Annotated in this window: 20 protein-coding genes and 1 pseudogene; 16 read left to right on the top strand and 5 right to left on the bottom strand. The window is 67.3% G+C overall.

Features of this window, described 5'->3' with window-relative positions:
* Positions 1–148: 148 nt before the first annotated feature.
* A complete protein-coding gene (locus EWM63_RS01235) occupies positions 149–1,849 on the top strand; it encodes a glycoside hydrolase family 35 protein (protein WP_229487666.1) in 1,701 nt (566 codons plus the stop codon).
* 99 nt (positions 1,850–1,948) lie between these two features.
* On the opposite strand, the gene EWM63_RS01230 is transcribed toward EWM63_RS01235, so the two are convergent.
* Both EWM63_RS01230 and EWM63_RS01225 read right to left on the bottom strand, forming a co-directional pair.
* Positions 1,949–2,557 carry a PEP-CTERM sorting domain-containing protein gene (locus tag EWM63_RS01230; RefSeq protein WP_130184921.1) on the bottom strand — a complete coding sequence of 203 codons (609 nt, stop codon included), beginning with the start codon at positions 2,555–2,557 and terminating at the stop codon, positions 1,949–1,951.
* 259 nt (positions 2,558–2,816) lie between these two features.
* Complete coding sequence (locus EWM63_RS01225) at positions 2,817–5,804, bottom strand: polysaccharide lyase family 8 super-sandwich domain-containing protein (RefSeq protein ID WP_130184920.1); 2,988 nt, start codon at positions 5,802–5,804, stop codon at positions 2,817–2,819.
* Between the two features lie 147 nt (positions 5,805–5,951).
* Here EWM63_RS01225 and EWM63_RS01220 point away from each other — a divergent pair, with 147 nt between their 5' ends.
* Positions 5,952–7,055, top strand: coding sequence for an ABC transporter ATP-binding protein (locus EWM63_RS01220; protein ID WP_130184919.1), 1,104 nt, complete (start codon positions 5,952–5,954; stop codon positions 7,053–7,055).
* Between the two features lie 7 nt (positions 7,056–7,062).
* Positions 7,063–7,866, top strand: coding sequence for a hypothetical protein (locus EWM63_RS01215; RefSeq protein ID WP_130184918.1), 804 nt, complete (start codon positions 7,063–7,065; stop codon positions 7,864–7,866).
* A 13-nt stretch (positions 7,867–7,879) separates the two neighbouring features.
* On the opposite strand, the gene EWM63_RS01210 is transcribed toward EWM63_RS01215, so the two are convergent.
* Together EWM63_RS01210 and EWM63_RS32895 are read right to left on the bottom strand one after the other, a co-directional pair.
* Complete coding sequence (locus EWM63_RS01210; protein ID WP_307720862.1) at positions 7,880–8,611, bottom strand: LysR substrate-binding domain-containing protein; 732 nt, start codon at positions 8,609–8,611, stop codon at positions 7,880–7,882.
* A 39-nt stretch (positions 8,612–8,650) separates the two neighbouring features.
* Positions 8,651–8,772: pseudogene (locus EWM63_RS32895) on the bottom strand (LysR family transcriptional regulator); the annotation flags it as partial.
* A gap of 93 nt (positions 8,773–8,865) precedes the next feature.
* Here EWM63_RS32895 and EWM63_RS01205 point away from each other — a divergent pair.
* From EWM63_RS01205 to EWM63_RS01145, 13 genes are all read left to right on the top strand, one after another.
* The gene (locus tag EWM63_RS01205; RefSeq protein WP_130184917.1) at positions 8,866–9,351 is read left to right on the top strand and encodes a (2Fe-2S)-binding protein; all 486 of its coding nucleotides are present in this window, start codon (positions 8,866–8,868) and stop codon (positions 9,349–9,351) included.
* The gene (locus EWM63_RS01200; protein WP_207221214.1) at positions 9,348–11,588 is read left to right on the top strand and encodes a xanthine dehydrogenase family protein molybdopterin-binding subunit; all 2,241 of its coding nucleotides are present in this window, start codon (positions 9,348–9,350) and stop codon (positions 11,586–11,588) included. Before EWM63_RS01205 ends, EWM63_RS01200 begins: the two co-directional genes overlap by 4 nt.
* Positions 11,585–12,160, top strand: a complete 576-nt coding sequence (locus EWM63_RS01195; RefSeq protein WP_130184916.1) for a UbiX family flavin prenyltransferase — start codon at positions 11,585–11,587, stop codon at positions 12,158–12,160. Before EWM63_RS01200 ends, EWM63_RS01195 begins: the two co-directional genes overlap by 4 nt.
* A 15-nt stretch (positions 12,161–12,175) precedes the next feature.
* On the top strand, positions 12,176–13,372 hold the full coding sequence (locus EWM63_RS01190; protein WP_229487665.1) for a CobW family GTP-binding protein: 1,197 nt from the start codon (positions 12,176–12,178) through the stop codon (positions 13,370–13,372).
* Positions 13,369–15,045: an ABC transporter ATP-binding protein gene (locus tag EWM63_RS01185; RefSeq protein ID WP_130184915.1), complete on the top strand. Its 1,677-nt coding sequence runs from the start codon at positions 13,369–13,371 to the stop codon at positions 15,043–15,045. The genes EWM63_RS01190 and EWM63_RS01185 overlap by 4 nt, the downstream gene beginning before the upstream one ends.
* Positions 15,038–16,126, top strand: coding sequence for an ABC transporter permease (locus EWM63_RS01180; protein ID WP_130190103.1), 1,089 nt, complete (start codon positions 15,038–15,040; stop codon positions 16,124–16,126). The genes EWM63_RS01185 and EWM63_RS01180 overlap by 8 nt, the downstream gene beginning before the upstream one ends.
* Positions 16,111–17,043: an ABC transporter permease gene (locus EWM63_RS01175; RefSeq protein ID WP_130184914.1), complete on the top strand. Its 933-nt coding sequence runs from the start codon at positions 16,111–16,113 to the stop codon at positions 17,041–17,043. Before EWM63_RS01180 ends, EWM63_RS01175 begins: the two co-directional genes overlap by 16 nt.
* A 25-nt stretch (positions 17,044–17,068) precedes the next feature.
* On the top strand, positions 17,069–18,208 hold the full coding sequence (locus tag EWM63_RS01170) for a BMP family ABC transporter substrate-binding protein (protein ID WP_229487664.1): 1,140 nt from the start codon (positions 17,069–17,071) through the stop codon (positions 18,206–18,208).
* Between the two features lie 17 nt (positions 18,209–18,225).
* Positions 18,226–19,650, top strand: coding sequence for an amidohydrolase family protein (locus EWM63_RS01165; RefSeq protein WP_130184913.1), 1,425 nt, complete (start codon positions 18,226–18,228; stop codon positions 19,648–19,650).
* Positions 19,651–19,974: 324 nt separating this feature from the next.
* Positions 19,975–20,907: an amidohydrolase family protein gene (locus EWM63_RS01160; RefSeq protein ID WP_130184912.1), complete on the top strand. Its 933-nt coding sequence runs from the start codon at positions 19,975–19,977 to the stop codon at positions 20,905–20,907.
* Between the two features lie 25 nt (positions 20,908–20,932).
* Entirely contained in the window at positions 20,933–21,847 is a 915-nt protein-coding gene (locus tag EWM63_RS01155) for an amidohydrolase family protein (RefSeq protein ID WP_130184911.1), read from the top strand.
* Between the two features lie 81 nt (positions 21,848–21,928).
* A complete protein-coding gene (locus EWM63_RS01150; protein WP_130184910.1) occupies positions 21,929–23,293 on the top strand; it encodes a UbiD family decarboxylase in 1,365 nt (454 codons plus the stop codon).
* Positions 23,294–23,521: 228 nt separating this feature from the next.
* Complete coding sequence (locus EWM63_RS01145) at positions 23,522–24,793, top strand: glucan 1,4-alpha-maltotetraohydrolase domain-containing protein (protein WP_130184909.1); 1,272 nt, start codon at positions 23,522–23,524, stop codon at positions 24,791–24,793.
* 53 nt (positions 24,794–24,846) lie between these two features.
* On the opposite strand, the gene EWM63_RS01140 is transcribed toward EWM63_RS01145, so the two are convergent.
* Positions 24,847–25,389, bottom strand: coding sequence for a nuclear transport factor 2 family protein (locus EWM63_RS01140; RefSeq protein ID WP_130184908.1), 543 nt, complete (start codon positions 25,387–25,389; stop codon positions 24,847–24,849).
* Between the last annotated feature and the right edge of the window lie 4 nt (positions 25,390–25,393).

Raw genomic sequence — 25,393 nt, 5'->3', positions numbered from 1 at the left:
GTGGGTGGCGCGCACCGTCTCCTCCTGGTGCCGTGCCACTCTTTCAAGGGACACCGCCGCAAGCGGCGCTCCCTTTTTTTTATTCCTCGCCTGTTCCGACCCTATGCAAACTACACCTTCCTTCACGATCTCTGGTGACCGTTTTCTTTTGAACGGCGAGCCCCTGCGTGTGCTGTCCGGCGCACTGCATTATTTCCGCATGGTGCCCGGCCAGTGGCGCGACCGCCTGCTCAAGCTGCGTGCCATGGGCCTGAATACCGTGGAAACCTATGTCGCCTGGAACCTGCACGAGCCGCGGCCCGGCGAATTCCGCTTCGACGGTGGCCTGGACCTTGCCGCCTTCGTGCGCCTGGCGCAGGAACTGGGCCTGCACGTGATCGTGCGCCCCGGGCCGTACATCTGCGCCGAATGGGAATTCGGTGGCCTGCCGGCCTGGCTGCTGGCCGACCCGGCGATGGAAGTGCGCTGCTGTTACCCGCCATACCTGGATGCCGTGCGGCGCTTCTATACCGCGCTGCTGCCGCAACTGCTGTCGCTGCAGGTGCAGCACGGCGGGCCGATCCTCGCCATGCAGGTGGAAAACGAATACGGCAGCTATGGCAGCGACCGGCAATATGTCGAGTGGGTGCGCGCCCTGATGGTGGAACTGGGCGTCGAAACGCTGCTGTTCACTTCCGATGGCGCCACCGACCACATGCTCACGCATGGCACGCTGCCCGACGTCTTCAAGACGGCGAACTTCGGTTCGCGCGCGAACAGCGAGTTCGCCAAGCTGCGCGACTACCAGCCGGGCGGGCCGCTGATGTGCATGGAATTCTGGAACGGCTGGTTCGACCACTGGGGCGAGCCGCACCACACGCGCGACGCGGCCGATGCCGCGCAGGCCCTGGACGAAATACTGGCCAGCGGCGCCTCCGTCAACGTCTACATGTTCCATGGCGGGACGAATTTCGGCTTCATGAATGGCGCCAACACGGACCTGGACACGCGCGCCTACCAGCCCACCGTCAACAGCTACGACTACGATGCGCCGCTGAACGAGGCGGGCGAGCCGGCCGCCAAGTTCCACGCCTTCCGCAACGTCATCGCGAAGTACGTCGACCTGCCGCCACTGGACCTGCCGCCGCCCGCGGCGAAACTGGCGCGCACCACGCCGCGGTTCACCGGTGTCGTCGCGCTGGCCGATGCGTTGCCGGTCCTGTCGGCGCCGCGCCACGACATCGTGCCGCGCGCGATGGAAAGCCTGGGCCAGGACTATGGTTTCATCCTGTACCGCACGACCGTGAATCATCCGCCCGGCAGGGTCACCTTATCCGTCGAGCGCGTCCACGATCGCGCGCTAGTGTTCGTCAACGGCGTCGAGGTGGGCGTGCTGGCGCGCGATGGCGATGGCAAGCTGGAGATCGAGGTGCCGGCCGGCCCCGTCACGCTGGAGCTGCTGGTCGAGAACATGGGCAGGGTGAACTACGGGCCGGACCTGCAGGACCGCAAGGGCCTGCTGGGCTGGGTGCGGCTGGGCATCAACAAGCTGTATCACTGGACGATGTTCCCGCTGCCGCTGGCCGACCTGTCCGGCCTGCGATTCGCCGACCCGGGAGCGGCCGACGCGGCCGGCCCGGCCTTCCACCGCGCGGTGTTCACCGTCGACGCGCCGGGCGACAGCTTCCTGGCGCTGCCCGGCTGGACCAAGGGCGTGGCATGGGTCAATGGCTTCAACTTGGGAAGGTACTGGGAGAAGGGGCCGCAAACCGCACTGTACGTGCCGGCACCGCTATTGAGGCATGGCGAAAACGAACTGATCGTGTTCGAACTGCACGGCGCGCGGGGCGTTGCGGTGCTCGAAGGTTGAAGGCGCTCCGGTAACCGTTCGCCACTTCCGCCGGCTGCTGCAGGCGGAAGTGGCGCTCGACGCCATCACCGCCAGGCGATGATGGCCGTGCCGATGGGCTTACGACTTGCGGCGCCGTGCCAACGTCATGCCCGCAATGCCAAGGAGAACCAGGGCGATGGAGGTTGGCTCGGGAACGGCAACCTGGGCCGGGGCGACGGAGAGCTCGAATTTCGCAAAGTTGTAGGACGCGAGCGAGGCCATATCCATCGAGAAGTTCTGGCTGATCAGGCTGGCGGCATCGCCGCTCTGCTGGTGCGCATTGCTTGCGCCAGCGCTCCAGACGGTAGTTCCTTTCTGGTTCAGACCATAGGGGACGAGAGAAATGCAGACGCCGTTGTCGCTACAGCCCAATGTGTTCTGCGGGCGGGTATCGAATTGCCCTCGGGAGCCATTGACGAACACCTGGTCGAGAAGCGCCAGGCTGGCCGCCTGAGCACCAGTGGCAGTTGCAAAGGCAAAATCGGATACGGCATTACAACCGGTGAACAGGGTAGAGCACTTGCCGTCGAGAAATGTAACGTCGTACAGGACGCCCTGGACGCTGACATTTTTCGCGCCTGTCAGGATACCGTCCGTGACCAGAAGGATAGGTCCCGCGCTCGCGTGCGCGGTGGCAGCCAGTGCAAGCGCACCGATGGACGCACGAAGCGCCGAAATGAGTTTCATGATTTCCCCAGGAAGGTTGAAGTATTATTGTTGCTTTTTGGAACTGCTGATTAACTTAAGCAATTATCATTCCTGAGTTGAAATGTCATTTACAAGCAAGTAGTTACAGATTTTGTGTAACCGGCGGGTATCTCAAGTGTAAAGTTTTCCGACACTCGCCGGCAGGCGTTGACCAACGCAGCGCAGCGGAGGGCAAAGAGCGGTGCTCCTTGAAACCCCTGCTGCGCCCAATGTGGGCACGAGCTCGGCAGTGAGGCTGTCAGTAATAATCCACCACGAGCGCCGGCAGCGGGGCGGTGCCGTTTTCGCGGCTCGAGTATTCCACCCAGCCATTGGCGCCATAGTAGGCGGCCGCCTCGACCCGCACCGACAGCCGCTTGCCGCCGGCCAGTGCGGCGGCGGCGGCCGATGTCACGTCGAGCGTGGCGTAGCTGTTGATGGCGGGCACCGTCCACGTGCCCAAGGTGGCGATATCGGCCGGCCGGGTATTCCAGGTGACGCCTGTTTCGCTCCACGCATCGGCGACCTGCAGCACGTTGTGCGTCATGGCGCTGGCCTGGCCCACGAAGCGGGGCGCCAGCTTCAGCGTGGCCGCGCCGATGGTGCCGTCGATCGAAGAAAGGTCGAAGCGCGCCAGTGCCTGGCGGGCATAGCCGACGCCATCGTTCTTCACGACGACCGTCGCCGTGCCGCCATAGTTGGTGGCGCCGTAGCTGCCGTCGCGCAGCGTGGCGTCCGCGACCGGCCGCAAGGTCTTCGTGCGCAGCACGCTGAAACTGGCATGGAACGACTTGCCGGCCGCCGCGCGCACGTCGACGGTGAGGCGGATCGTCGGCTTGAGCTGGTTCACCGTCACGCCCGGCGACGTGGCGATCGCGGCACCGGCCGCGCGGGCGATTTCCACGGTGATCGTGCCCGTGTTGGCTTGTGTGGGATCGGCCACGGCCACCTGCAGCACATTGTCCGCCTCCTTCGTGAGGACCGCCGCCTTGCGGTTGCTGGTCACGTAGGGCGCGCCGTCGACGTTGACCGTTTTCGACGCGTCGGTCCAGAAATGCGCGCCCACCAGGCCAAGAGCCGTATCGCGCACGGCGGTGGCCGTGGCCGACCGTTCCAGGATCGTCACGGCAGGCGCCGCCGCATACGCCGCCGCTTGCGCCGCGCTGCGGCCCGGCAGGATGACGTAGGCATAGGTACCGGCCGTCGGGTTCGCGCCGTGCGGCAGGGCCAGGCTGTGGAAATGGTTCGACACGCTGGCCGTGCTCGCGCCGCTGTACATCGTCCGCCACGTGGCGGTGCGGGTCTCGCGCAGGCTGTTCACCGTGGGCGCGTCGGGGAAGTACCACGCCACGTCGGCGCCGGGCACGTTGCCGGCCAGGTGGGCCCAGCGCACGGCGCCCAGTGCCGCGCCGCTGCCCGGCGTTGCCGGCTGCGCCACCCCGTTGACGGTCAGCGCATTGCTGCCGTCGGCATTGAGCTTGCTGTTCTCGACGATCGTCTCGACCGCCGCGCCACCCGTGCTGGCGATGCCGGCACCCACCGCGACGATCCGGTCGCCGAACATGAACCACGATTTCCTGCCCGTCAGCGCGCTGCCCGTGACGCCTGAGGTGGCGAAGTCCATGCCGACCGCCGCATACAGGTCACCCAGTTGCGCGCCGCCGACCCAGTTGCGCGTGTTCGGATAACTCTTCCACGCCACCGGCGTGCCGCTGCCGGAACGGTCCGTGGTGGTGCCGGGCAGGCGCAGCTTGTCGACGGTGGGCCAGTAGCCGTCCAGGTAGCGGGCCTGGTCGGCGTCGTAGAGCGCCAGCATGCCCATGCCCGTCCACCAGCCGGCCAGGTTTTCGCCGTTGCCGTATTCGAAGGCCGCGATCCGGTTCGAGAACAGCGACAGGCTCGCGGCGAAGCCGGGGCCGCGCTGCATGACGCGGTCCATGGAGGCAAACACCCGCACGCCCGCCGGCTCCGGCGCGGCCGGCACGTCCGGATCGGCGGCCAGCGCCTTCATCAGCGTCATTTCATACACGGGCAGTGGCGAATACACGCCGGCCACCGCCGTGGGCGTGGCCGAAAGGTAGCTCGCGCCGAACGTGGTGTCGCGCGCCATCCAGCCCTTGACGGCGGCGTTGATGGCGGCGCTCTGCTGCGGCCAGGACGTGGCCCCCGCCTGCGCCAGCCGCACCAGCGCCGTGACGACGCTGCGCCCGGCCGTATGGTCGGTCGAGTACTGCCGCGCGATACCGCGGCCGCGCACCGCATCCATCATCGCGCCATCGTGGATCAGCGGCGCGAAGGCATCGATGGCCCAGTCGTACGCGTTGGCCACGTTCGGGTCCGTGAACGCCCAGGTGGAGCCGGTCAGCAGGTACAGGAGCTTGGACATGTCGTCGATCATGGCCGGGCCATAGGAGCCCGTGTACGCGATGTTCCCGTGCTGGATGAAGGAACCATCCACATAAAAGCCATCGCCCTGCGTCACGTACAGCAGGCCGGGACTGATCGCGTCGCGGCCCTGGATGATCTTCGCCGACGACTTGCCCAGCACGCCGCGCACGATGACGGCCAGCGCCTTGTCCAGCAGATTGGCGCCCGTTTCCGTCGTCAGCGCCGTGCCGTCCGGTTTCAGGCGCACCGCGGGATTGGGCACGAACTTGTCGATGGCCTGCAGCCAGGCGGCGCGCTGGGTGGCCGACAGCCGGTCGTACATAAGCGTCATCGTATTGGTCAGCGAGTGCGGCGTGCCGATGTGCCAGTCCCACCAGTTGTCGTAGTACGTCACGTTCTCGTTGTAGCGCCGCGCGTAGAGCCAGTCGAGGCCCGCCACGATGTCGGCCGCCAGCGCCGCGTTGCCTTGCAGTGAAGAACCCTTGGTGGACCAGGCCAGTGCCATCGCGTGCAGCCGGCCGTAGCTGTTGGTAACGTGGGAAGACGTCGTCGCCGACGCCAGGTCGCTCCACAGATACGTGCGGCCGGCACCCTTGTCCATCGCGTTCCAGTGTACCTGCGCGTTCGCGGCGATCATCGCCACGGCCTGGGCGATGTCGGGATCGGCCGTGTCGATTGCGGTGCCGCCGGTCAGGCGGGTCTGCCATTTCGTGCGCAGCGTGTCGTATTCGTCGGCGCTGGCCGCGCGGGGCGCAAGCGCAAGCGTGGCCGCGCACAGGAGCAGCAGCGCCTCGGCGCAGCGCTTGCGGGATGGTCTGGCAGTCGATGGGGTGGTCGGTCGGGCGGGCAGGGTTGGCATGGCGTCTCCATTCTCGTCGGTGAGTCGTTCGGGGACAATCGTTAACGTTATCAATCCAGAGGCCACGTAATCGTTGCGCCGGCCGATAACTGAGGCTACTATACCTGCGAAGAGCGATAACGTTAACATTTTTGGAGATGAATGGGCATGGCGGCGATCTCGTTACAACAGGTGCGCAAGTTCTACGACAATGGCTTCCATGCCGTGCGCGATTTCAACCTCGATATCGGCGACGGCGAATTCGTCGTCTTCGTCGGCCCGTCCGGCTGCGGCAAGTCGACCACGCTGCGCATGATTGCCGGCCTGGAAGAGATTTCGGACGGCCAGCTGCGCATCGGCGGCACGGTCGTCAATGACCTCGAACCGAAGGCGCGCGACATCGCCATGGTGTTCCAGAGCTATGCGCTGTATCCGCACATGACGGTGCGCCAGAACATGGGCTTCGCACTGAAGCTCGATGGCGTGCCGAAGACGGCGATCACGCAGCGGGTGGACGAGGCGGCGCGCATGCTGCAGCTCGATCACCTGCTCGACCGGCGGCCCAAGGAACTGTCCGGCGGCCAGCGCCAGCGCGTGGCGCTGGGCCGCGCCATCGTGCGCAAGCCGCAGGCGTTCCTCATGGACGAGCCGCTGTCTAACCTCGACGCCAAGCTGCGCGTGGAAATGCGCGCCTCGATCCTGAAGCTGCACCGGCAACTGGGCGTGACCACGGTCTATGTCACGCATGACCAGGTCGAGGCGATGACGATGGGCGACCGCATCGTCGTCATGAAGGGCGGCGAGATCCAGCAGGTGGCCAGCCCCATGGAATTGTACGAGCGGCCCGTCAACGTGTTCGTCGGCGGCTTCATCGGCTCGCCCGCGATGAGTTTCCTGGATGGCGAGCTGCGCGACGGCAGCGTCACGGGCGATGGCTACGCTTTGCGCCTGCCGGCCGCGATGGCCGCCCGGGCTGCGGGCAACCAGGGCGCCGGGCGCGCCGTGAAGCTTGGCCTGCGCCCCGAGATCCTCTCGCTCGACCCGGCCACCGGCGCGGCGCTGGCAGTGGTGGTCGACGTGGTGGAGCCGCTCGGTGCGGAAACGATCGTCACGCTGCGCGTGGGCGGCGGCACCGTCGTGGCCCGGCTCGGCGGCAACGTGAAACTGGTGCCCGAGCAGGCCATCACGCTGTACCTGGACACCGCCCGCGTGCACGTGTTCGACGCCGCCACGGAAGCGAACATAGGCCTTGGCCCCCGGGAGGCCGCATGATGCCCCATTGACATTGCTGGCGATCGACGAAGGCCGCCAGCGCCTGCACCTGGTCGATACGGCCGACGCGCGCGCCGGCTGGCAGCGCGACCTTGGCGATTTCCCGCTGGCGCGCGACCTGCAGCGCCTCGGGCGCGACCGCGCGCTGGTCGGCTTCGAGCGCGGCTTCATCGAGATCGATATCGCCAGCGGGGCCGTGCTGCGCACGTGCGACCGGTGGTCAGGCGTGACGGCCGCCCGCCGCCTGCCGGATGGCCGCACGCTGGTGACGGGCATGAACCTCGACGGCGGCACGGAGGGCATCAACGTGGTGACGCTCGACTCGGACCTGCGCGAGATCGAGTCCGTGCGCCGCGATGGCGACTACGTGCGCGGCATGCGGCCCGCCGGCGACGGTTACCTGCTGTGCACGAACGATCACATCCTCGAGACGGATGCCATGCTGCGGCCGCTGCGCAAGCTTGTCGCTCCCGGCTTCGAGCATGCGTGGAAGGCCGAGCGGCTGCCCGGCGGCGACACGTTGGTGTCCGCCGGCTATGGCGCCTTCATGGCCCGCTTCGATGCCGAGGGCGTGCTGGTACACACGTTTGGTGGCGCGGCGGAGGTGCCGGAGGCGGTGGCGCCATTCTTCTACGCGACGTTCCAGGTGCTGGACGACGGCCGGATCGTCGTGGCGAACTGGCAGGACCATGGGCCGGACAACGGTGCCAAGGGGCGGCAGTTGCTGGTGTTCGGTGCCGATGGCGCCCTGCTGGACACGTGGTCGGATGCAGAGCGGATTTCGTCGCTGCAGGGAATCCTCGTCCTGTAGCCGTATCTGGCGCTCAGCGCCCCGACGGCGCGTCCACCAGCTCGCGCATGATGGCCAGGAAGACCTGCAGCACCGGTGACGGATCGTCCTTGCGGTACGTGGCATGCAGCGTGGTGTCCGGGGCCGGCCCCGCCAGGTTGCGGTAGACCACGCCGGCGTGCCCGAACTGGCCGGTGGAGGCGGGCAGCAGGCCGATGCCCAGGCCGGCGCGCACGAGGCCCAGCAGCGTCTGCACCTCGACCACCTGCTGGTAGATGTTCGGCGTGAAGCCCGCCTCGATGCAGCTCTGGTACAGGTACGTGGCGAAGCGCGACTGGTCCAGCTTGAACGAGATGAAGCGTTCGTCGGCCAGATCCTTCAGCGCCACGCGCGCGCGCCGGGCCAGCCTGTGCTGCTGCGGCAGCACCACGGCGATCGGTTCGCTCGACAGCGGCTCGCTGGTCAGCTCCGGGTCGCTCGGCCCCATGCGATAGAAGCACAGATCCAGCCTGCGCTCCTTCAGCGCCGCCAGCTGGGCGGCCGGCTGCAGCTCGTGCAGCGTCCATTTCACGTCGGGATACCGGTCCTGCAGGATGCGCAACGCCTGCGGCAGCAAGCCCACCATCAGCGAACTGATCATGCCGATTTCCAGCGTGCCCCAGTGGCCCCGGCCGGCCTGGCGCGCCAGGTCCACGGCGCGGGCCATCTGCGCGAAGACGAGGGCCGCCTGTTCCTTCAAGGCGACACCGGCCGCCGTCAATTCCACGCGGCGCTGCGTGCGCGTAAACAACGGGGTGCCCAGTTCGGTTTCCAGCAGCTTGATCTGCTGGCTGAGGGCGGTTGCGACATGTGCAGCCGCGTGGCGGCGCGGCCGAAGTGCAGTTCCTCGGCCAGCACGGTGAAGTAGCGAAGCAGGCGCAGATCCATATTCTCCCGATATCAATCGACACGTAAGAATATATTGTACAAATTACCGGTCCGTTTCCATACTCATTTCAACAACGAGAACAGGAGACCCCGATGCGACTGAACGTCAACAACGAGGAACGGAATGTGGCCGTGGCGCCGGACACGCCGCTGCTGTGGGTGCTGCGCGATCACCTCGATCTGACCGGCACGAAATTCGGCTGCGGCGCCGCCCTGTGTGGTGCCTGCACCGTGCACCTGGATGGCGAAGCGGTGCGCTCGTGCAGCGTGCCGGTATCGGCCGCCGTGGGCCGCAGGATCACCACCATCGAAGGCTTGTCCGCCACGGGCGAGCACCCGCTGCAGCTGGCCTGGCTGCAGGAAGACGTGCCGCAGTGCGGCTACTGCCAGTCCGGCCAGCTGATGTCGGCCGCCGCGCTGCTGCGGCAAAACCCGGCACCCGGCGACGACGACATCACCAACGCCATGTCCGGCAACATCTGCCGCTGCGGGACCTACGGGCGCATCCGCCGCGCCATCCATGTGGCCGCCGCGAAGATGGCCGGAGCGAAGATTGCCGATCAAGGAGAGGCGTCATGAAAGGCAAGGCCATGACACCGGTAACGATCGTCCAGCCGAAGCGGCGCATGTTCCTGCAATCGGCGGCCCTGCTGGGTGCGGGCCTGGCGGTGGGCTTCGTGCTGCCCGGGGCCGCTGGCGCTGCCGCCGGTCCTTCCGCGCCGGCAGCCGGCATGCTGGCGCCGAACGCGTTCGTGCGTGTCTTCCCCGACGACACCATCCGGCTCGTGGTGCACAAGCACGACTCCGGCACGGGCACCCGCACGGCGCTGGGCCTCGTGCTGGCCGAGGAGCTGGAGGTGACGCTGGAGCAGGTGGAAATCATCACGCCCGAACACCCGTTCTTCAAGGATTACATGCACCCGCAGTGGCACGTGTTTTCCACCGGCGGCAGCACCAGCGTGATGCTGGAATACGACACGCTGCGCAAGGCCGGCGCCAGTGCCCGCACGATGCTCGTGCAGGCCGCCGCGGCACGCTGGCAGGTGCCGGTGGACGAATGCCACGCACGCGACGGCAAGGTGATCCACGCTGCCACGGGCCGCCAGTTCGGCTATGGCGCGCTGGCGACCGAAGCGGCGCGCCTGGCACCGCCAAAGGAGCCCCGCCTGAAGGACAAGAAGGATTTCCGCCTGATCGGCAAGCTGCACCGCAAGCTCGATGCGCAGGCCAAGGTGACGGGAAAACAGACCTACGGCATCGACGTGAAGCTGCCCGGCATGCTGGTCGCCGTCATCCTGCGTTCGCCCGTCGTCGGCGGCCGGGTCAGGCGCTTCGATGCGCGCAAGGCGCTGGCCGTGCCCGGCGTGCGCCAGGTGCTGAAGGTGCCCGCCGCGCCGGCCGGCATGCTGGGCGGCCACCAGGAAGGCGTGGCCGTGCTGGCCGATACCTATTGGGCGGCGAAGCTGGGCCGCGATGCGCTGCAGGTGCAGTGGCGTAACGGCAGCTTCGCGCGCTTCGACAGCCGCGACGTGCCGGCCCTGCAGCGTGCCCACCTGGCGCGCAAGGATGGCCCGCTGGTGCGCACCATCGGCAAGGGCGATGCGGCGCGCGCGCTCAAGAGCAGCGGCAGGGTGCTGCGCGCCGAGTACACGATGCCGTACAAGGTGCCCAATCCGCTCGAGCCGGAATGCGTGGTCGTCGAGATCGTCGACGGCACCATCACCTACTGGGGCGGCCTGCAGGTGCCAAGCAACGCGCAGTTCGCGGCCGCCGCGATGGCGGGCATCGGCCAGGACAAGGTGGTGTTGCGCGAACTGGTGGGCGGCGGCAGCTTCGGGGCGCGCGAATCGCGGCACTGGCTGCTGGAGGCGACATGGCTGGCCAAGGCCAGCGGCCGGCCGGTCAAGCTGATGTACAGCCGCGAGGACGAGGTGCGCGGCCTGTACTACCACGCCGCCACCTATACCAAGGTGTCCGGCGCGCTCGATGCCGAGGGCGGCCTGTCCGCCCTGAAGCTGCGCGCCGTGTCGCCGGCCTCGCCGGAAGAGTGGGAGCCGGGCTACACGGACCGCAAGGACCGCATGGACTACAGCACCACGGAGGCGATCTGCCGCTGGGACTTCGCCTACCAGCCCGATCACCTGGACGTGGGCTGGGTCAGGCACGAGACGGGCATGCCCACGGGCTGGTACCGCGCAGTCAGCTTCATCCCCAACGTGTTCGCCATCGAAAGCTTCATGGACGAGCTGGCGCATGCGGCGGGCCGCGACCCGCTGGCGTTCCGCACCGGCTACATGAAAGGCCGCCCGCGCCACGTGGCCGTGCTGGAACAGGCCGCGCGCCGGGCCGGCTGGGACAAGCCGCGTGCGCCCGGCCGCGCGCTGGGCATCGCCACGAACCAGGCGTACAACAGCTATATCGCCATCGTGGCCGAACTGGAAAAGGTCGATGACGTGGTCAAGGTGCGACGCATCACCTGCGTGGCGGACTGCGGCCTCGCCGTCCACCCGGGCAGCGTGGAAGAACAGCTGTATGGCGGGCTCATGTGGGGCCTCGGCCACGCGCTGCATGACCGGCTCGATATCGAGAACGGCCGCGTGGTGCAGTCGAACTTCCACGACTACCCGGTGATGCGCATGGCGGACATGCCGGAAATCGACATCACCATCGTCGAAGGCGATACCGACAAGCCGAGCGGCGTGGGCGAGCTGTCCAACCCCGGTGTGGCGCCGGCCATCGCCAACGCGCTGTTCGCGCTGACCGGCCGACGCCAGCGCAGCACGCCGTTCGACTTCTCGGCCGGGGGCGACGCATGACGAAGCGCCTCGTCATCGCCATCACGGGTGCCAGTGGCGCGATCTACGGGGTGCGAATGCTGCAGGCGCTGGCCCCGCTGGACGACTGGGAAAGCCACCTGGTGCTGTCCCCGTCCGGCGCGCTGACCGCCACGCATGAACTCGACCTGCGCAAGGGGCAGATCGAGGCCATGGCGGACGTGGTGCACAACGTGAAGGATATCGGCGCCACCATCGCCAGCGGTTCCTTCCAGTGCGAAGGCATGGTCATCGCGCCCTGCTCGATGCGCACCCTGGCGGCGGTGGCCCATGGCCTGGCGGACAACCTCGTCACCCGCGCGGCGGACGTGATGCTCAAGGAGCGCCGCCGGCTCGTGCTGCTGGCGCGGGAAACGCCGCTGAACCTGGCGCACCTGCGCAACATGACGGCGGTCACGGAGCTGGGCGGCATCGTCTGCCCGCCGGTGCCCGCGTTCTACCAGCATCCCCAATCAATCGAAGACATCGTGGCCCACACCGTGGGCCGCACGCTGGATCTGTTCGGCGTTCCGCACGAAGGCCTCGTGCGGCGCTGGCAGGGTATCACTGCATGACAACACGGAGACAATATGAATCAAACAACAATGATGCATGAAACCGGCGCGGCAGGAACCATCCCGGTGACGATCCTGACGGGCTTTCTTGGCGCGGGCAAGACAACGCTGCTGAACCACATCCTCACGGCGCAGCACGGCATGCGCATCGCCGTGATCGAGAACGAGTTCGGCGCGGTGGACGTGGATTCCGACCTGGTACTGGCCTCCAGCGAGGAAATCTTCCAGATGACGAACGGCTGCATCTGCTGCGTCGTCGACGTGCGCAAGGATCTCGTGCGCATCCTGCAGGCGCTGCTGGCACGGCCGGAACAGTTCGACCACATCATCGTCGAGACCAGCGGCCTGGCCGACCCCACGCCGGTCGCGGCCACTTTCTTCATGGACAACGACGTGGCGCGCCGGCTGCGGCTGGACGGCGTGGTGACGCTGGTCGACGCGCTGCACATCGAGGGGCACCTGGACGATCCGGCGCTGGCCGGCATGGACAACCAGGCCGTCGACCAGATCGTCGCGGCCGACCGCGTCATCATCAACAAGACCGACCTCGTCGAACCCGCCAAAGCAAGGGCGCTGGAAGAACGCATGCGCGCCATCAACCAGGGCGCCCGCATCCTGTACTCGTGCCATGCGCAGGTGGACCTGGGCCAGGTGCTCGGCATCGGCGGCTTCGATTCCGGCGCCGCGCTGGTCGATCCGCATTTCCTCGACGAGCACGAAGCTCATGTACGTGATGATTCGCATGCTCACGCCCATGAATGCGGTGGCGACGAATGCGATCACGCGTCCCATGCCCATGCCCATGCGCACGCCTCTCACGCCGATATCCCGGGGGGCGTGTGCGAGGCGCCCGGCAACCGCGCCGAGGCGCACGGCCATTCCCACGATCCGTCGGTCGAATCGGTCTCGCTGACGTTCGCCGCGCCATTCGACCGGCGCCTGCTCGACGCCTGGCTCGCACAGCTGCTGCAGGCGCAGGGCGACGACCTGTTCCGCCTGAAGGGCATCCTGGCGATCGCCGGCGACGGCCGCCGCCACGTGCTGCAGGCCGTGCACCGCGTGCTGGACCTGCGCCCGGCCGACACCTGGCCCGCCGGCGGGTCGCGCGTGAGCAAGCTGGTGTTCATCGGCCGCAACCTCGACCGCGACACGCTGAAGTCGGGCCTCGACTGGTGCCTGGCCGTGCCGGCAACCGCCGTGCTGGAGGCATGATGACGACCGATCACATGGCGCAGGGCGTTCCCCGGCTGGCACTCCGGGGCATCCGCAAGGTCTACCCGTCCGTGGTGGCCAACGACGGCATCGACCTGCAGGTGATGCCCGGTGAAATACATGCCGTGCTGGGCGAGAACGGCGCGGGAAAGTCCACGCTGATGAAGATCATCTACGGTGTCACGCAGGCCACCGAGGGCGAGATCGCCTGGGAAGGGCAGCCGGTGCGGGTGACGAGCCCCGCGCATGCGCGCAGCCTGGGCATCGGCATGGTGTTCCAGCACTTCTCGCTGTTCGAGACGCTGACGGTCGTGGAAAACGTGGCGCTGTCGCTGCCGGGCAAGCCGGACCTGGACGACCTGGCGTCCCGCATCCGCGCCGTCTCGATGCGCTACGGCCTGCCGGTCGATCCGTGCCGCCTGGCGCATGGCCTGTCCGTCGGCGAACGGCAGCGGGTGGAAATCATCCGCTGCCTGCTGCAAAACCCGAAGCTGCTGATCATGGATGAACCGACGTCGGTGCTGACGCCGCAGGCGGTGCGCACGCTGTTCACCACGCTGCGCCAGCTGGCGGCCGAGGGCTGCAGCATCCTGTACATCAGCCACAAGCTCGACGAGATCCGCGAGCTGTGCCACGGCGCCACCGTGCTCCGGGCCGGCAAGGTCACGGGCGCCTGCATCCCGGCCGAGGAAACGCTGGCATCGCTGGCGCGGCTGATGATCGGCAAGGAACTGCCCAAGTGCACGCGGGGCGCCGCCCGGGAGGATGGCGAAGTCCGGCTGGCCGTGCGCGGCCTGTCGCAGCAATCGCCCGACCCGTTCGGCGTGGCCCTGCGGGACATCCGGCTCGACGTGCGGGCCGGCGAGATCGTCGGCATCGCCGGCGTGTCCGGCAATGGCCAGCAGGAGCTGCTGTACGCGCTGTCGGGCGAGGCGCCGCTGGAAGCGCGGGAGGCGATCCGCATCTGCGGCACCGCTGCGGGGCACCTGTCGCCGGGACGGCGCCGCGCGCTCGGCCTGTGCTTCGTGCCCGAGGAACGGCTGGGGCGGGGCGCGGTACCGCGCATGTCGCTGGCCCGCAACGGCCTGCTGACGGCCTACGGCAGTGGCCTGCTGAAATTCGGCCTGGTGCGGATCCAAGCCATGCACGAGCTGGCGCGCCACTGTATCGAGAAATACAACGTCAAGTGCGGCGGTCCGGAATCGCAGGCCCGCTCGCTGTCGGGCGGCAACCTGCAGAAGTTCATCGTCGGGCGCGAGATCATGCAATGTCCGAAGATCCTCATCGTGGCGCAACCCACATGGGGCGTGGACGTGGGCGCGGCCGCCTTCATCCGCCAGGCGCTGCTGGACCTGCGCAGCAACGGCACGGCCGTGCTGGTGATTTCCGAGGAACTCGACGAGCTGTTCGAGATCACCGACCGTATCGCGGTCATCGCCGGCGGCCGGCTGTCGCCCGCCACGCCCACCCGGGACACGAGCGTCGAGGAAGTGGGCCTGCGCATGAGCGGCGTGTGGCATGACGGCGGCAACGTGTCCGATGCGGTCGATGCGGGCGGGAACTGCCAGGATGATGCATCGGACGATACGCCACCGGCCGGCGAACTCGAACCGTGGACCCATCGTGGAACCGGCGCGGCCTGCACGCACAAGGGGCACAGCCATGTTGCTTAAACTGGAACCGCGCCCCAGCGCATCGGCCACCATGCGCTACGTGTCGCCGCTGGCCGCGGTGGCGCTCACGCTGTTCGCCAGCCTGTTCCTGTTCGCCGCGCTGGGCAAGGATCCGTTCACCGCCTTCCGGGTGTTCTTCCTCAACCCGCTGCGCGACATGCACGCGCTGACCGAACTGCTGCTCAAGGCCACGCCGCTGATGCTGATCGGCATCGGCCTCGCCGTGGGCTACCGCGCCAACGTGTGGAACATCGGTGCCGAGGGGCAGTTCGTCATGGGCGCCATCGCGGCCACGGGCGTGGCCCTGCAGGCGGGCGACGGCGGCCCGTGGACGTGGGTGCTGATGCTGCTGGCCGGCGCCTTTGGCGGCGGCATGTGGGCGGCCGTGCCGGCCCTGCTGCGCACGCGCTGGCGGGCCAACGAGATCCTCGTCACCCTGATGATGGTCTACATCGCGCAGTTCGCCGCATCGTGGCTGGTGCACGGGCCGTGGAAGAATCCGGACGGGTTCAACTTCCCGCAGACCCGCATGTTCGCCGATGCCGCGCTGCTGCCCATCCTCGTCGAGGGCACGCGCCTGAATGCGGCGTTCCTCGTGGCGCTGGCCACGCTGGCGGTGGGCTACGTGTTCCTGGAACGCAGCTTCTATGGCTACCAGATGCAGGTGGCCGGCGAGGCCGACGCGGCGGCGCGCTACGCCGGTTACTCGGCCAGCCGCGCAATCTGGATCGGCATGCTGGCCAGCGGCGGCATGGCGGGCGTGGCCGGGGTGGCCGAGGTGGCCGGCCCGATGGGCCAGCTGACGGAGTCGATCTCCAGCGGCTACGGCTTCGCCGCCATCATCGTCGCCTTCGTCGGGCGGCTGCACCCGGTGGGCATCTGCCTGGCCAGCCTGCTGATGGCGCTGCTGTTCCTGGGCGGAGAACAGGCGCAGCAGTTCATCAACCTGCCATCGTCGATCTCGAAGGTGTTCCAGGGATTGCTGCTGTTCTTCCTGCTCGGCGCGGACCTGTTCATCGGCTACCGCATCCGTTTCGATCGCACCGTCAACCCGGGGAAACTGCCATGGAAAACCACCTGATCGCCTCGATGCTGGCCGCCACCATCGTCTCCGGCACGCCGCTGATCCTCGTCGCCATGGGCGAACTGGTGACGGAGAAGGCCGGGGTACTGAACCTGGGTGCCGAAGGCATGATGTCCATCGGCGCCGTGACGGCCTTCGCCGTCGCGCTGTCCGGGGGCGGCCCCGTGCTGGCCGTGCTGGCCGGCATGGCGGCGGCCTGCGTGATGGCGCTGGCGTTCGGCTTCCTCACGCTGACGATGATGGCCAACCAGGTGGCTTCCGGCCTGGCGCTGGCGCTGTTCGGCGTGGGCCTGGCTGCCTTCATCGGCAAGCCATTCGAGTCCACGCCGTTGCCGATGATCGCTCCGGTGCCGGTACCGCTGCTGGAGCACATTCCCGTGCTCGGCCCGGCACTGTTCAACCAGCAGGCGATGGTGTACCTGTCCTGGGCGATCGTGGCGGCGGTGCTGTATTTCCTGTACCGCAGCCGCTGGGGCCTGGTGTTGCGCGCGGTGGGCGAATCGCCGTCGTCGGCCCATGCCGTGGGTTACCGCGTCATTACGCTGCGCTATGCCGCGGTGGCGTTCGGCGGCGCCATGGCCGGCATGGGCGGCGCGTTCATCTCGGTGTTCTACACGCCGCTGTGGGCGGAAGGCATGGTGGCCGGGCGCGGCTGGATCGCGCTGGCCCTGGTGGTGTTCGCCACCTGGCGGCCGCTACGCGTCGTGCTGGGCGCCTACCTGTTCGGCGGCGTGATGATCGCCCAGCTGTTCGTCCAGGGCTCGGGTGTACAGCTCGACATGCCGGCGCAGCTGATGTCCTCGCTGCCATACATCGCCACCATCGCCGTGCTGGTCCTCATTTCACGCAACGCCCACACCATCAGGCTGCATTCGCCCGCATCGCTGGGGCAGCCATTCCGGCCCGACGCCTGAATCACGACAATAAAGGAGACACAACATGCCATACGATTCGCGCAAGGATGTCCGCAAGGATGGACGTCGACCACGGTGCCTGCCGGCCATGGCGGCGCTGCCGGTATTGCTGGCCATGTCGGCCGGCGCGGCGGCCACCACCGCCACCAACGCTGCGCCCGCCGCGCCCATGAAGACCTGCTTCCTGTACTCGAACCCCATCGGCGAGAGCGGCTGGACCTACCAGCACGAGCAGGCGCGCAAGGCCATCGCCACGAGCATGGCGGGCAAGGTCACGACGAAGTACGTGGAAAACGTGGCCGAAGGGCCCGACGCCGAACGGGTGATCCGCAACTTCGTGCAGGAAGGCTGCAAGCTGATCTTCACTCCCTCGTTCGGCTTCATGGAACCGACCATCAAGGTGGCGCGCCAGGCGCCGAAGGTGATCTTCATGAACGGCACCGGCTACCGCACGGCGCCCAACGTGGGGGCCTACAACGCCCGCTACTACGAGGGCCGCTACCTGGAAGGCGTGCTGGCCGGGCACCTCAGCAAGAAGGGGCTGGCCGGCTATGTCAGCGCCTTCCCGATTCCCGAGGTGCTGCAGGGCCTGAACGCGTTCACGCTGGGCATGCGCAGCGTGAACCCGAATGCCCAGGTCAAGCTGATCTGGGTGAACGCCTGGTACGACCCGGGCAAGGAACGTGCCGCCGCCAACACGCTGCTCACGCTGGGCGTGGACCTGCTCACCTACGACACGTCGTCGGTCGCGGTGGTGACGGCCGGGGAGGAAAAGGGCGTTCCCACGGTGGGCTATTACTCGGACATGAGCCGTTTCGGCCCGAAGACGAACCTGACCTCGGTGGTGCAGACGTGGACGGGTTTCTACACGAAGACGATCGAGGACGTGCTGGCCGGCCGCTGGAAGGCGGCGCATACGGTGGGCGGCCTGCGCGAGGGCATGATCAAGATGGCCCCGCTCAACGCTTCCGTGCCGGCCGACGTGCGGGAAAAGTTCGCCGCCGCCGAGAAGGACATCACCGAAGGCAGGCTGCACCCGTTCGCCGGCCCGATCCTCGACCAGTCCGGCAAGCAGCGCGTGGCCGCGGGCCAGGTGCTGGGCGCCGCGGAGCTGGACAAGATGAATTTCCTCGTCAACGGCATCGACGGCACGCCACCCAAATAGACCAGACAGGATCGACCATGAGCAACAAACTACTGATCAGGGATGCCCACAGCATCCTTACCGGCGCCCGCGGCGACGCGGCCCGCAGCACGGCCACCGATGTGCGCATCGCGGACGGCGTCATCACGGAAATGGGCCGCGCCCTGGAGCGCCAGCCGGACGAACGGGTGCTCGACGCACGCGATTGCGTGATCTATCCGGGCTGGGTGAACACCCATCACCACCTGTTCCAGTCGCTGCTCAAGGGCGTGCCGGCCGGGATCAACCTGACACTGAGCCCGTGGCTGCAGGCAGTGCCGTTCATCTACCGGCGCGCCTTCGACGAAGACCGGCTGCGGCTGGCGGCGCGCATCGGCATCGTCGAGCTGATGATGTCGGGCTGCACGACGATCGCCGACCACCACTACATCTACCATCCGGACCTGGGCTACGACCCGTCGGCCGCGCTGTTCGAGGAGGCGGACAAGCTGGGCGTGCGCTTCATGCTGCAGCGGGGCGGCGGCACGGTGACCCGCAAGCTGGAAGCGGATGCCAGCACCTACGTGCCGCCGGAAACGCTGGACGGCATGGTGGCCGACGTGGAGCGCATCGCCGGGCGCTACCACCAGGTCGGACCGCGACCGCGCACCCGCGTGGCAATGGCGCCCACGACCGCCACGGTCTCGGTGGCGCGGGGCGAGTTGCGCGAAATCGCCCGCGCCGCGCGCCGCATGGGCGTGCCGCTGCACACGCACATGTCCGAAACGGTCAGCTTCATGGAGCACTGCAGCGCCGAATTCGGCTGCCTGCCCATCGAATTCCTGGCCGAGCACGAGTGGCTGGGGCCGGACGTGTCGCTGGCCCACCTGACCCACCTGGCCGATGCGGAACTGCGGCTGCTGGCGCAGACGGGCACCGGCATGGCGCACTGCCCGCAAAGCAATGCGCGCCTGGCCGATGGCGTGGCCCGGGCGCCGGCGCTGCACCGGCTGGGAGGCGCGGTGTCGATCGGTGTGGATGGCGCCGCGTCCAACGAGGCGGCCGACATGCTCAGCGAGGTGCACTTCTGCTGGCTGATGCACCGGGCCCACGCGGGCGCCGCCACGCGGCCACGGCCGGCGGGCGACGGCGAAGCGGGTGCCGACACCGTGTCGGTCGAGCAGGTGGTGAACTGGGCCAGCGAGGGTGGCGCGCGCGTGCTGGGCTTCGATGGCGTGGGCACGGTGGCGGTAGGGCAGGCGGCGGACCTGGCGGTCTACGACCTCGACGCGCCCCGTTACTTCGGGCTGCACGACATGGCGATCGGCCCCGTGGTGGCGGCCGGCAGGCCGCGCCTGAAATGGCTGCTGGGGGCGGGGCGGGTGCTGGTGGAGGACGATGCCATCCCCGGCCTGGACATGGCGCAGCTGCGTGCCGAAGCCAGCGCCGACGTGCTGCACCTGGTGCGGACGATCGGGCAGTGACCGAAGCGCTGCGGCAACAGATCAGGCAAGGCGATGAAGAAGTGAAGCAGTAACGCAGTAACGCAGTGAAGCAAAGAAGCAGTAACGCAGTAAAGCAGTAAAACAGTAAGCAGTAAAACAAATCAGCAGTACCAGTAGTGGGTAGAAGCGTTCAACCGGTGCACCTGGCGATGCAGGGCCAGTGACCCGGTGGGAGATTGCTCACTGGCGGAGGAACCGCCAGCGGCCATTCGTCCCATGAATGCGCCCCTGGCAATTCTCCAGTTAAGCGAGGCGTGAATCAGCAAGACCGCCTTTTACCTGAAGCAATTGTGAGGAGATCCCATGATCATCGACACCAGCTGTTATCCGACCAACCTGGTCGACCTGGCCTGGCGCCACGATGGCGACCCATTCACCGGCGAACGCCTGATCCGGATGATGGACGGCCCGTACATCATCAACGGCAAGCCGCGCCGCATCGACAAGGCGTTCATCCAGCCGCCCCAGGGCAACACCATCTACACGTACACGGACGGCGAGAAATCCGGCACGGAATCCATCGATGCCTACATGGCCTACACGCTGGAGATGGTGCGCAAGTACCCGGACCGCCTGATCGGCTGCTTCGTCTACAACCCGCGCTGCGGCGTGCAGAACGGCGTGGGCGCCATCGAGCGCTATGTGCGCGAGTACGGTTTCAAGATGGTGCAGTTCCAGGCCAATATGCACGCCTACCGGCCCGACCGTGCACTCGACTGGCTGCGCCCCGCGCTGGAGAAATGCGCGGAACTGGGCGTGCTGGTCAAGCTGCACACGGGCGACGGCCCGTACAGCATTCCGACCGAATGGGTGCCGATGATCAAGGAGTTCCCGACCGTGAACTTCATCATGGCGCACTTCGGCGTGCAGACGGGCGGCGTGTACTGCTTCGAGCCGTTCCAGCTGGCGATGGACTTGCCGAACGTGTATTGCGAATCGGGCTGGTGCCTGCAGTCGCGCATCGTCGAATTCGCCAAGGTGCTGCCGAAGCACAAGATCCTGTATGGCTCCGACACGCCGCCGAACGAACCGGGCATGTGGCTGCGCCTGCTCGAGGTGCTGTGCTTCGAACCGCCGCAGGGCCTGAACCTGGACGAGGACACGCTCGAGGACTACCTCGGCAACAACGTCGCCCGCATGGTCGGCCTGGAACCGAGCCCGCCGCCGCGCACCGTGGCCGAAGCCCAGGCGCGCCTCGACATCGGACACCCCATCACGCGCATCAACGACCGTTGAGCGGCCAACATCACAGGAATTTGACATGATCATCGATACCCACCTGCACCCCACCAACCTGGTCGACGAGGCATGGCGCCACACGGGCGAGCCTTTCACCGGCGAACGCCTGCTGAAGATGATGGACGGCCCTTACATGATCAACGGCAAGCCGCGCCGCATCGACATGGGCTTCATCCAGCCACCGCCCGGCAACACGGGCTACCGCGACGGCAACCGGCGCGGCCGCGACGGCATCCGCGACTACATGGCCTACATCGCGGAACTGTGCCAGAAGTACCCGGACCGCTTCATCGGCAACTTCACGTTCAATCCGCGCTGGGGCCCGGAAGAAGGCGCGCTGGAGCTGGAGTACCACGTGAAGGAATACGGCTTCAAGATGCTCAAGCTGCACGCCAACATGCACGGCTACCGGCCCGACCGCGCCCTCGACTGGCTGCGCCCCGCGATGAAGATGTGCGCCAAGCACAACGTGGTGGTGCTGATCCACACGGGTGACGGGCCGTACACGATCCCGACGATGTTCTACCCGATCATCCGCGAATTCCCGATGGTGAACTTCATCATCGGCCACTTCGGCATCCAGACAGGCGGCAACTATTCGTTCGAGGCGTTCTGGATGGCGATGGACACGCCCAACGTGGTGTGCGAATCCGGCTGGTGCTTCCAGTCGCGCATCGTGGAATTCGCCAAGCAGCTGCCGCGCAACAAGATCGTGTTCGGCACCGATTCGCCGCCGAACGAACCGGGCATGTGGCTGCGCGAGCTCGAAGTGCTGTGCTCCGAACCGCCGCACGGCATGGGACTGGACGAGGATGGGCTGGAAGACTACATGGGCAACAACATCGCCCGGCTTTGCGGCATCGAGACCACGCCGCCGCCACGCACGCTGGAAGAGGCGCAGCTGCGGCTGACCGATACCTATGCGGGCCTGAGGTAAGCGCCGGCAGGCAGCAAGCAGCAACCGAAGGCGGCGCGCCCGGCAAGGGCGCGCCGCCGCAACCAATGAAAGAGGGCAGACATGATCCCCCAGGACTTCCATCAATTCCTCAGCCAGTACCGCGAACTGTACCCGCAGGACGTGCTGGCCGTGCGCGAGGAGCTGGCCGGCGGCGAAGACGTCACCGCGCTGGTGTGGCAGCTTGCCGCGCAGGACCGGCATCCGCTGCTGGTGTGCGAACGCGTGCGCGGCATCGACACGGCGCTGGTCACCAACATCTTTGCATCGCGCGAGCGCGTCGGGCGCATGCTCGGCGTGCCGGCCGCGCAGATCCATGCCGAATACCAGGCGCGCAGCCGCAGGCTGGTGCCGCCGCTGCTGGTCGACAGCGGCCCGGTCACGGACAGCGTGCAGCAGGGCGACATCGACCTGCGCAGCGTGCCCGTCGTGCAGCACTTCGCCACCGACCGCGGGCCGTACATCACCAATGCCATCCTCGTGGCCGAGCATCCGGACACGGGCGTGGGCAATATGAGCTATCACCGCTCCACGCTGCACAGCCCCACCGAGATCGCCACCAGCCTGCATTCGCGGGGCCACCTGTGGCGCCTGCTGCAGATCGCCCGCGAGCGGGGCAGCCCGCTGCCGGTGGCGATGGTGATCGGCGCGCATCCGCTGTTCATGCTGGCCGGGGCCGCGCGGCTGCCCTTCGGCGTCGACGAGCGCCACGTGGCCGGTGGCCTGCTGGGCGCGCCGCTGCAGGTGGTCCGCACGCCGAAGTACGGCATCGCGGTGCCGGCCCACGCCGAGTTCGTGCTCGAAGGCGTGATCGACCCGGAGGCACATGTGCCGGAAGGGCCGTTCGGCGAATTTTCCGGCTACTCGTCGGACCGTTCCACGAACAACCTGCTGCGCGTCGAGTCGATCCTGCGCCGGCGCGACGCGGTGCTGGTCGATGTGGTGGGCGGCAATTCGGCAGAACACCTGAACCTGGGCCGCATCCCGCGCGAATCGGAGATGGTGGAAAAGCTGCGCGAACGCTTTCCCGGCGTGACCTCGGTGCATTACCCCAGTTCCGGCACCCACTTCCACGCCTACGTGGCGGTGCGGCAGAGCCGCCCTGGCGAGGCGCGCCAGGTCATGCTTGGCCTGCTGGGCTGGGACCCTTACCTGAAGACCGTGGTCGCGGTCGACGACGACGTGGACATCACGCGCGACAGCGAGGTGCTGTGGGCGATGGCCACGCACATGCAGCCGCACCGCGATGTCGTCATCGTCGACGGCCTGCCCGGCAGCGCGCTCGACCCGTCGGCGTCGGGCATCGGGACGACTTCGCGCATGGGCCTGGACGCCACGCGGGGACCGGACTTCGATGGCACCCGCGTGCGGATCGCACCCGATGCGATGGCGCGCATGGCCGCCGTGCTGGCGCGCGCGTCGGGCTGAAACCGGGAGGGCCTGCCGAATCACCACCAATTCACGGAAGGGAATGTATTGAAACTACATCATTAAACTCGAATTCGGTTGACATGATCCCTCTAATAGCCAAGACTTCGTTTACCGCAGATACAAGATCCTATAACTGGACTACACGCGGTATGTAGTCAGACTACTCGCCTGCCGCGAGCGGGCATGTCCGGCGCGGGCAGGTCTGATCATTTGGAGGAGATACCAATGAAGAAACGCATCGTTACCGCCATCGTGGCGGCAGGCCTGATGTCGGCCGTGGCCCACGCGGGAGCGGCAACGCCGAAGCAGCAGGCCGGTGGCAGCAAGGCCATCCTGCTGCAGGGGTTCCACTGGCATTCGGCCGGCTATACGCGGCCGGACTGGTACAACACGCTGACGGACCGCGTCGACGACGTGGCCGCGCTGGGGATCACGCACGTGTGGTTCCCGCCACCATCCGATTCCAGCGCGAAGGAGGGTTACCTGCCGCGCCAGCTCAATTCGCTGATGTCCGCCTATGGCAGCCCGGCCGAACTGACGGGCGTGGTGGCCGCGTTGAAGAACCGCGGCATCCAGTCCGTCGCCGACATCGTCGTCAACCACCGCGTGGGCACGAACGGCTGGTCGGACTTCACCAATCCCACATGGACCACGCACGCCGTCGTCAATGGCGACGAGTGCAATTGCGGCCTGGGGAGTGCCGACACGGGCGACGGTTTCAACGCCGGGCGCGATCTCGATCACACCAATGTGGCCCAGACGCAGAACGGCATCATCACGTGGCTGAACGGCCCGATCAAGCAGGCCGGCTTCACGGGGCTGCGCTTCGACTACGTGAAAGGCTTCAACGCTTCGTACGCCGGCAAGTATGCGAACGCGTTCGCGCCGGACTTCTGCGTGGGCGAACTGTGGGGCGATTTCAATCCCAACGACATGAATGCCCACCGCCAGGCGATCATGAACTGGATCGACGGCACCGGTTCGTCGTGCGGCGCGTTCGACTTCACCACGAAGGCGATCCTGAACGATGCGCTCGCCAACGGCAACTACTGGCGCCTGAAGGACAGCGCCGGCAAGCCGCAGGGCGCGATCGGCTGGTGGCCGGCGATGTCGGTGACCTTCGTGGACAACCACGACACGGGGCCGGCGGAAAGCTGCGGCACGGGCCAGAACCATTGGCCGGTGCCATGCGGCAGCGTGATGCAAGGTTATGCCTACGTACTGTCGCACCCTGGCATTCCGACCGTGTTCTACCCGCACGTGTATGACTGGAACCTGAGGGCGCCGATCGCCGCGCTGATCAACGCGCGCAAGGCGGCCGGCGTGCACTCGACGTCGGCGGTGACGATCCATCAGGCGACGCAGGGCCTGTATGCGGCCACCGTCACCGGCACGTCGCGCCAGCTGGCCATGAAGATCGGCCCGAACAGCTGGAGCCCGGGCAGCGGCTGGACGCTGCAGGCGTCGGGCAACAACTACGCCGTCTGGATGAAGTAATCCTCAACCCGCTCCAAGGCTTGCCCGCCAACCAGGCGGGCAAGCCTTCGCGTTCAGGGCCGTGGCGCCACGCGCCGCAGCACGTCGTCATAGGCCGGAAGGTCAAGGAAGGCGGTCGCCTCGATCGCCCGACCGCCGCGCATGCGGAAGATCCAGACGTAGTTGTTGTGGTAGGCCCGGCCATCGCCGGCCGTCCCCTCGCCGCGCCAGCGCACGATGACATGGTCCGCGTCCGCCCAGACCTGCCGTGCCACCGGCCGGACCGGTGCGGCCATCCTGGCGGCAAACGGTGCTACCGCACTGTCCAGGAATGCCTGCCTGCCGCGGTAGGTGACGGCCGATGGGCCGCTGCCCGCGATCGTCCACACCACGTCTTCGTGCAGCATTTCGTCGAAGAAGCCGCTGCCGCCGGCCGCCCAGCGCTGGAAGGCCGCGTCGACGGCCTGGCGGTTGCTCGCGGTGTCGGGCGGCCGGGCGGCTGCGCATGCGCCGGCCGACAGCAGCAAGGCGATGGCAAATGCGCGCCCGTTGCGCAGCCGCCATGGGCTTGCGCCGCACGCTGCGGCCTTGCCGGTGGGATCGATGGTGGTCAGCATGATG

The organism is Pseudoduganella lutea (assembly GCF_004209755.1).
Classification (GTDB): Bacteria; Pseudomonadota; Gammaproteobacteria; order Burkholderiales; family Burkholderiaceae_D; genus Rugamonas; species Rugamonas lutea.
Note: the sequence above shows the minus strand (reverse complement) of the source record. Positions and strands in the feature narration are given on the sequence as shown.

Coding starts and splice junctions, on each gene's coding strand:
- EWM63_RS01230 (WP_130184921.1), bottom strand. CDS start 2,557: ATGAAACTCATTTCGGCGCTTCGTGCGTCCATCGGTGCGCTTGCACTG.
- EWM63_RS01225 (WP_130184920.1), bottom strand. CDS start 5,804: ATGCCAACCCTGCCCGCCCGACCGACCACCCCATCGACTGCCAGACCA.
- EWM63_RS01220 (WP_130184919.1), top strand. CDS start 5,952: ATGGCGGCGATCTCGTTACAACAGGTGCGCAAGTTCTACGACAATGGC.
- EWM63_RS01205 (WP_130184917.1), top strand. CDS start 8,866: ATGCGACTGAACGTCAACAACGAGGAACGGAATGTGGCCGTGGCGCCG.
- EWM63_RS01200 (WP_207221214.1), top strand. CDS start 9,348: ATGAAAGGCAAGGCCATGACACCGGTAACGATCGTCCAGCCGAAGCGG.
- EWM63_RS01195 (WP_130184916.1), top strand. CDS start 11,585: ATGACGAAGCGCCTCGTCATCGCCATCACGGGTGCCAGTGGCGCGATC.
- EWM63_RS01190 (WP_229487665.1), top strand. CDS start 12,176: ATGAATCAAACAACAATGATGCATGAAACCGGCGCGGCAGGAACCATC.
- EWM63_RS01185 (WP_130184915.1), top strand. CDS start 13,369: ATGATGACGACCGATCACATGGCGCAGGGCGTTCCCCGGCTGGCACTC.
- EWM63_RS01175 (WP_130184914.1), top strand. CDS start 16,111: ATGGAAAACCACCTGATCGCCTCGATGCTGGCCGCCACCATCGTCTCC.
- EWM63_RS01170 (WP_229487664.1), top strand. CDS start 17,069: ATGCCATACGATTCGCGCAAGGATGTCCGCAAGGATGGACGTCGACCA.
- EWM63_RS01165 (WP_130184913.1), top strand. CDS start 18,226: ATGAGCAACAAACTACTGATCAGGGATGCCCACAGCATCCTTACCGGC.
- EWM63_RS01160 (WP_130184912.1), top strand. CDS start 19,975: ATGATCATCGACACCAGCTGTTATCCGACCAACCTGGTCGACCTGGCC.
- EWM63_RS01155 (WP_130184911.1), top strand. CDS start 20,933: ATGATCATCGATACCCACCTGCACCCCACCAACCTGGTCGACGAGGCA.
- EWM63_RS01150 (WP_130184910.1), top strand. CDS start 21,929: ATGATCCCCCAGGACTTCCATCAATTCCTCAGCCAGTACCGCGAACTG.
- EWM63_RS01145 (WP_130184909.1), top strand. CDS start 23,522: ATGAAGAAACGCATCGTTACCGCCATCGTGGCGGCAGGCCTGATGTCG.
- EWM63_RS01140 (WP_130184908.1), bottom strand. CDS start 25,389: ATGCTGACCACCATCGATCCCACCGGCAAGGCCGCAGCGTGCGGCGCA.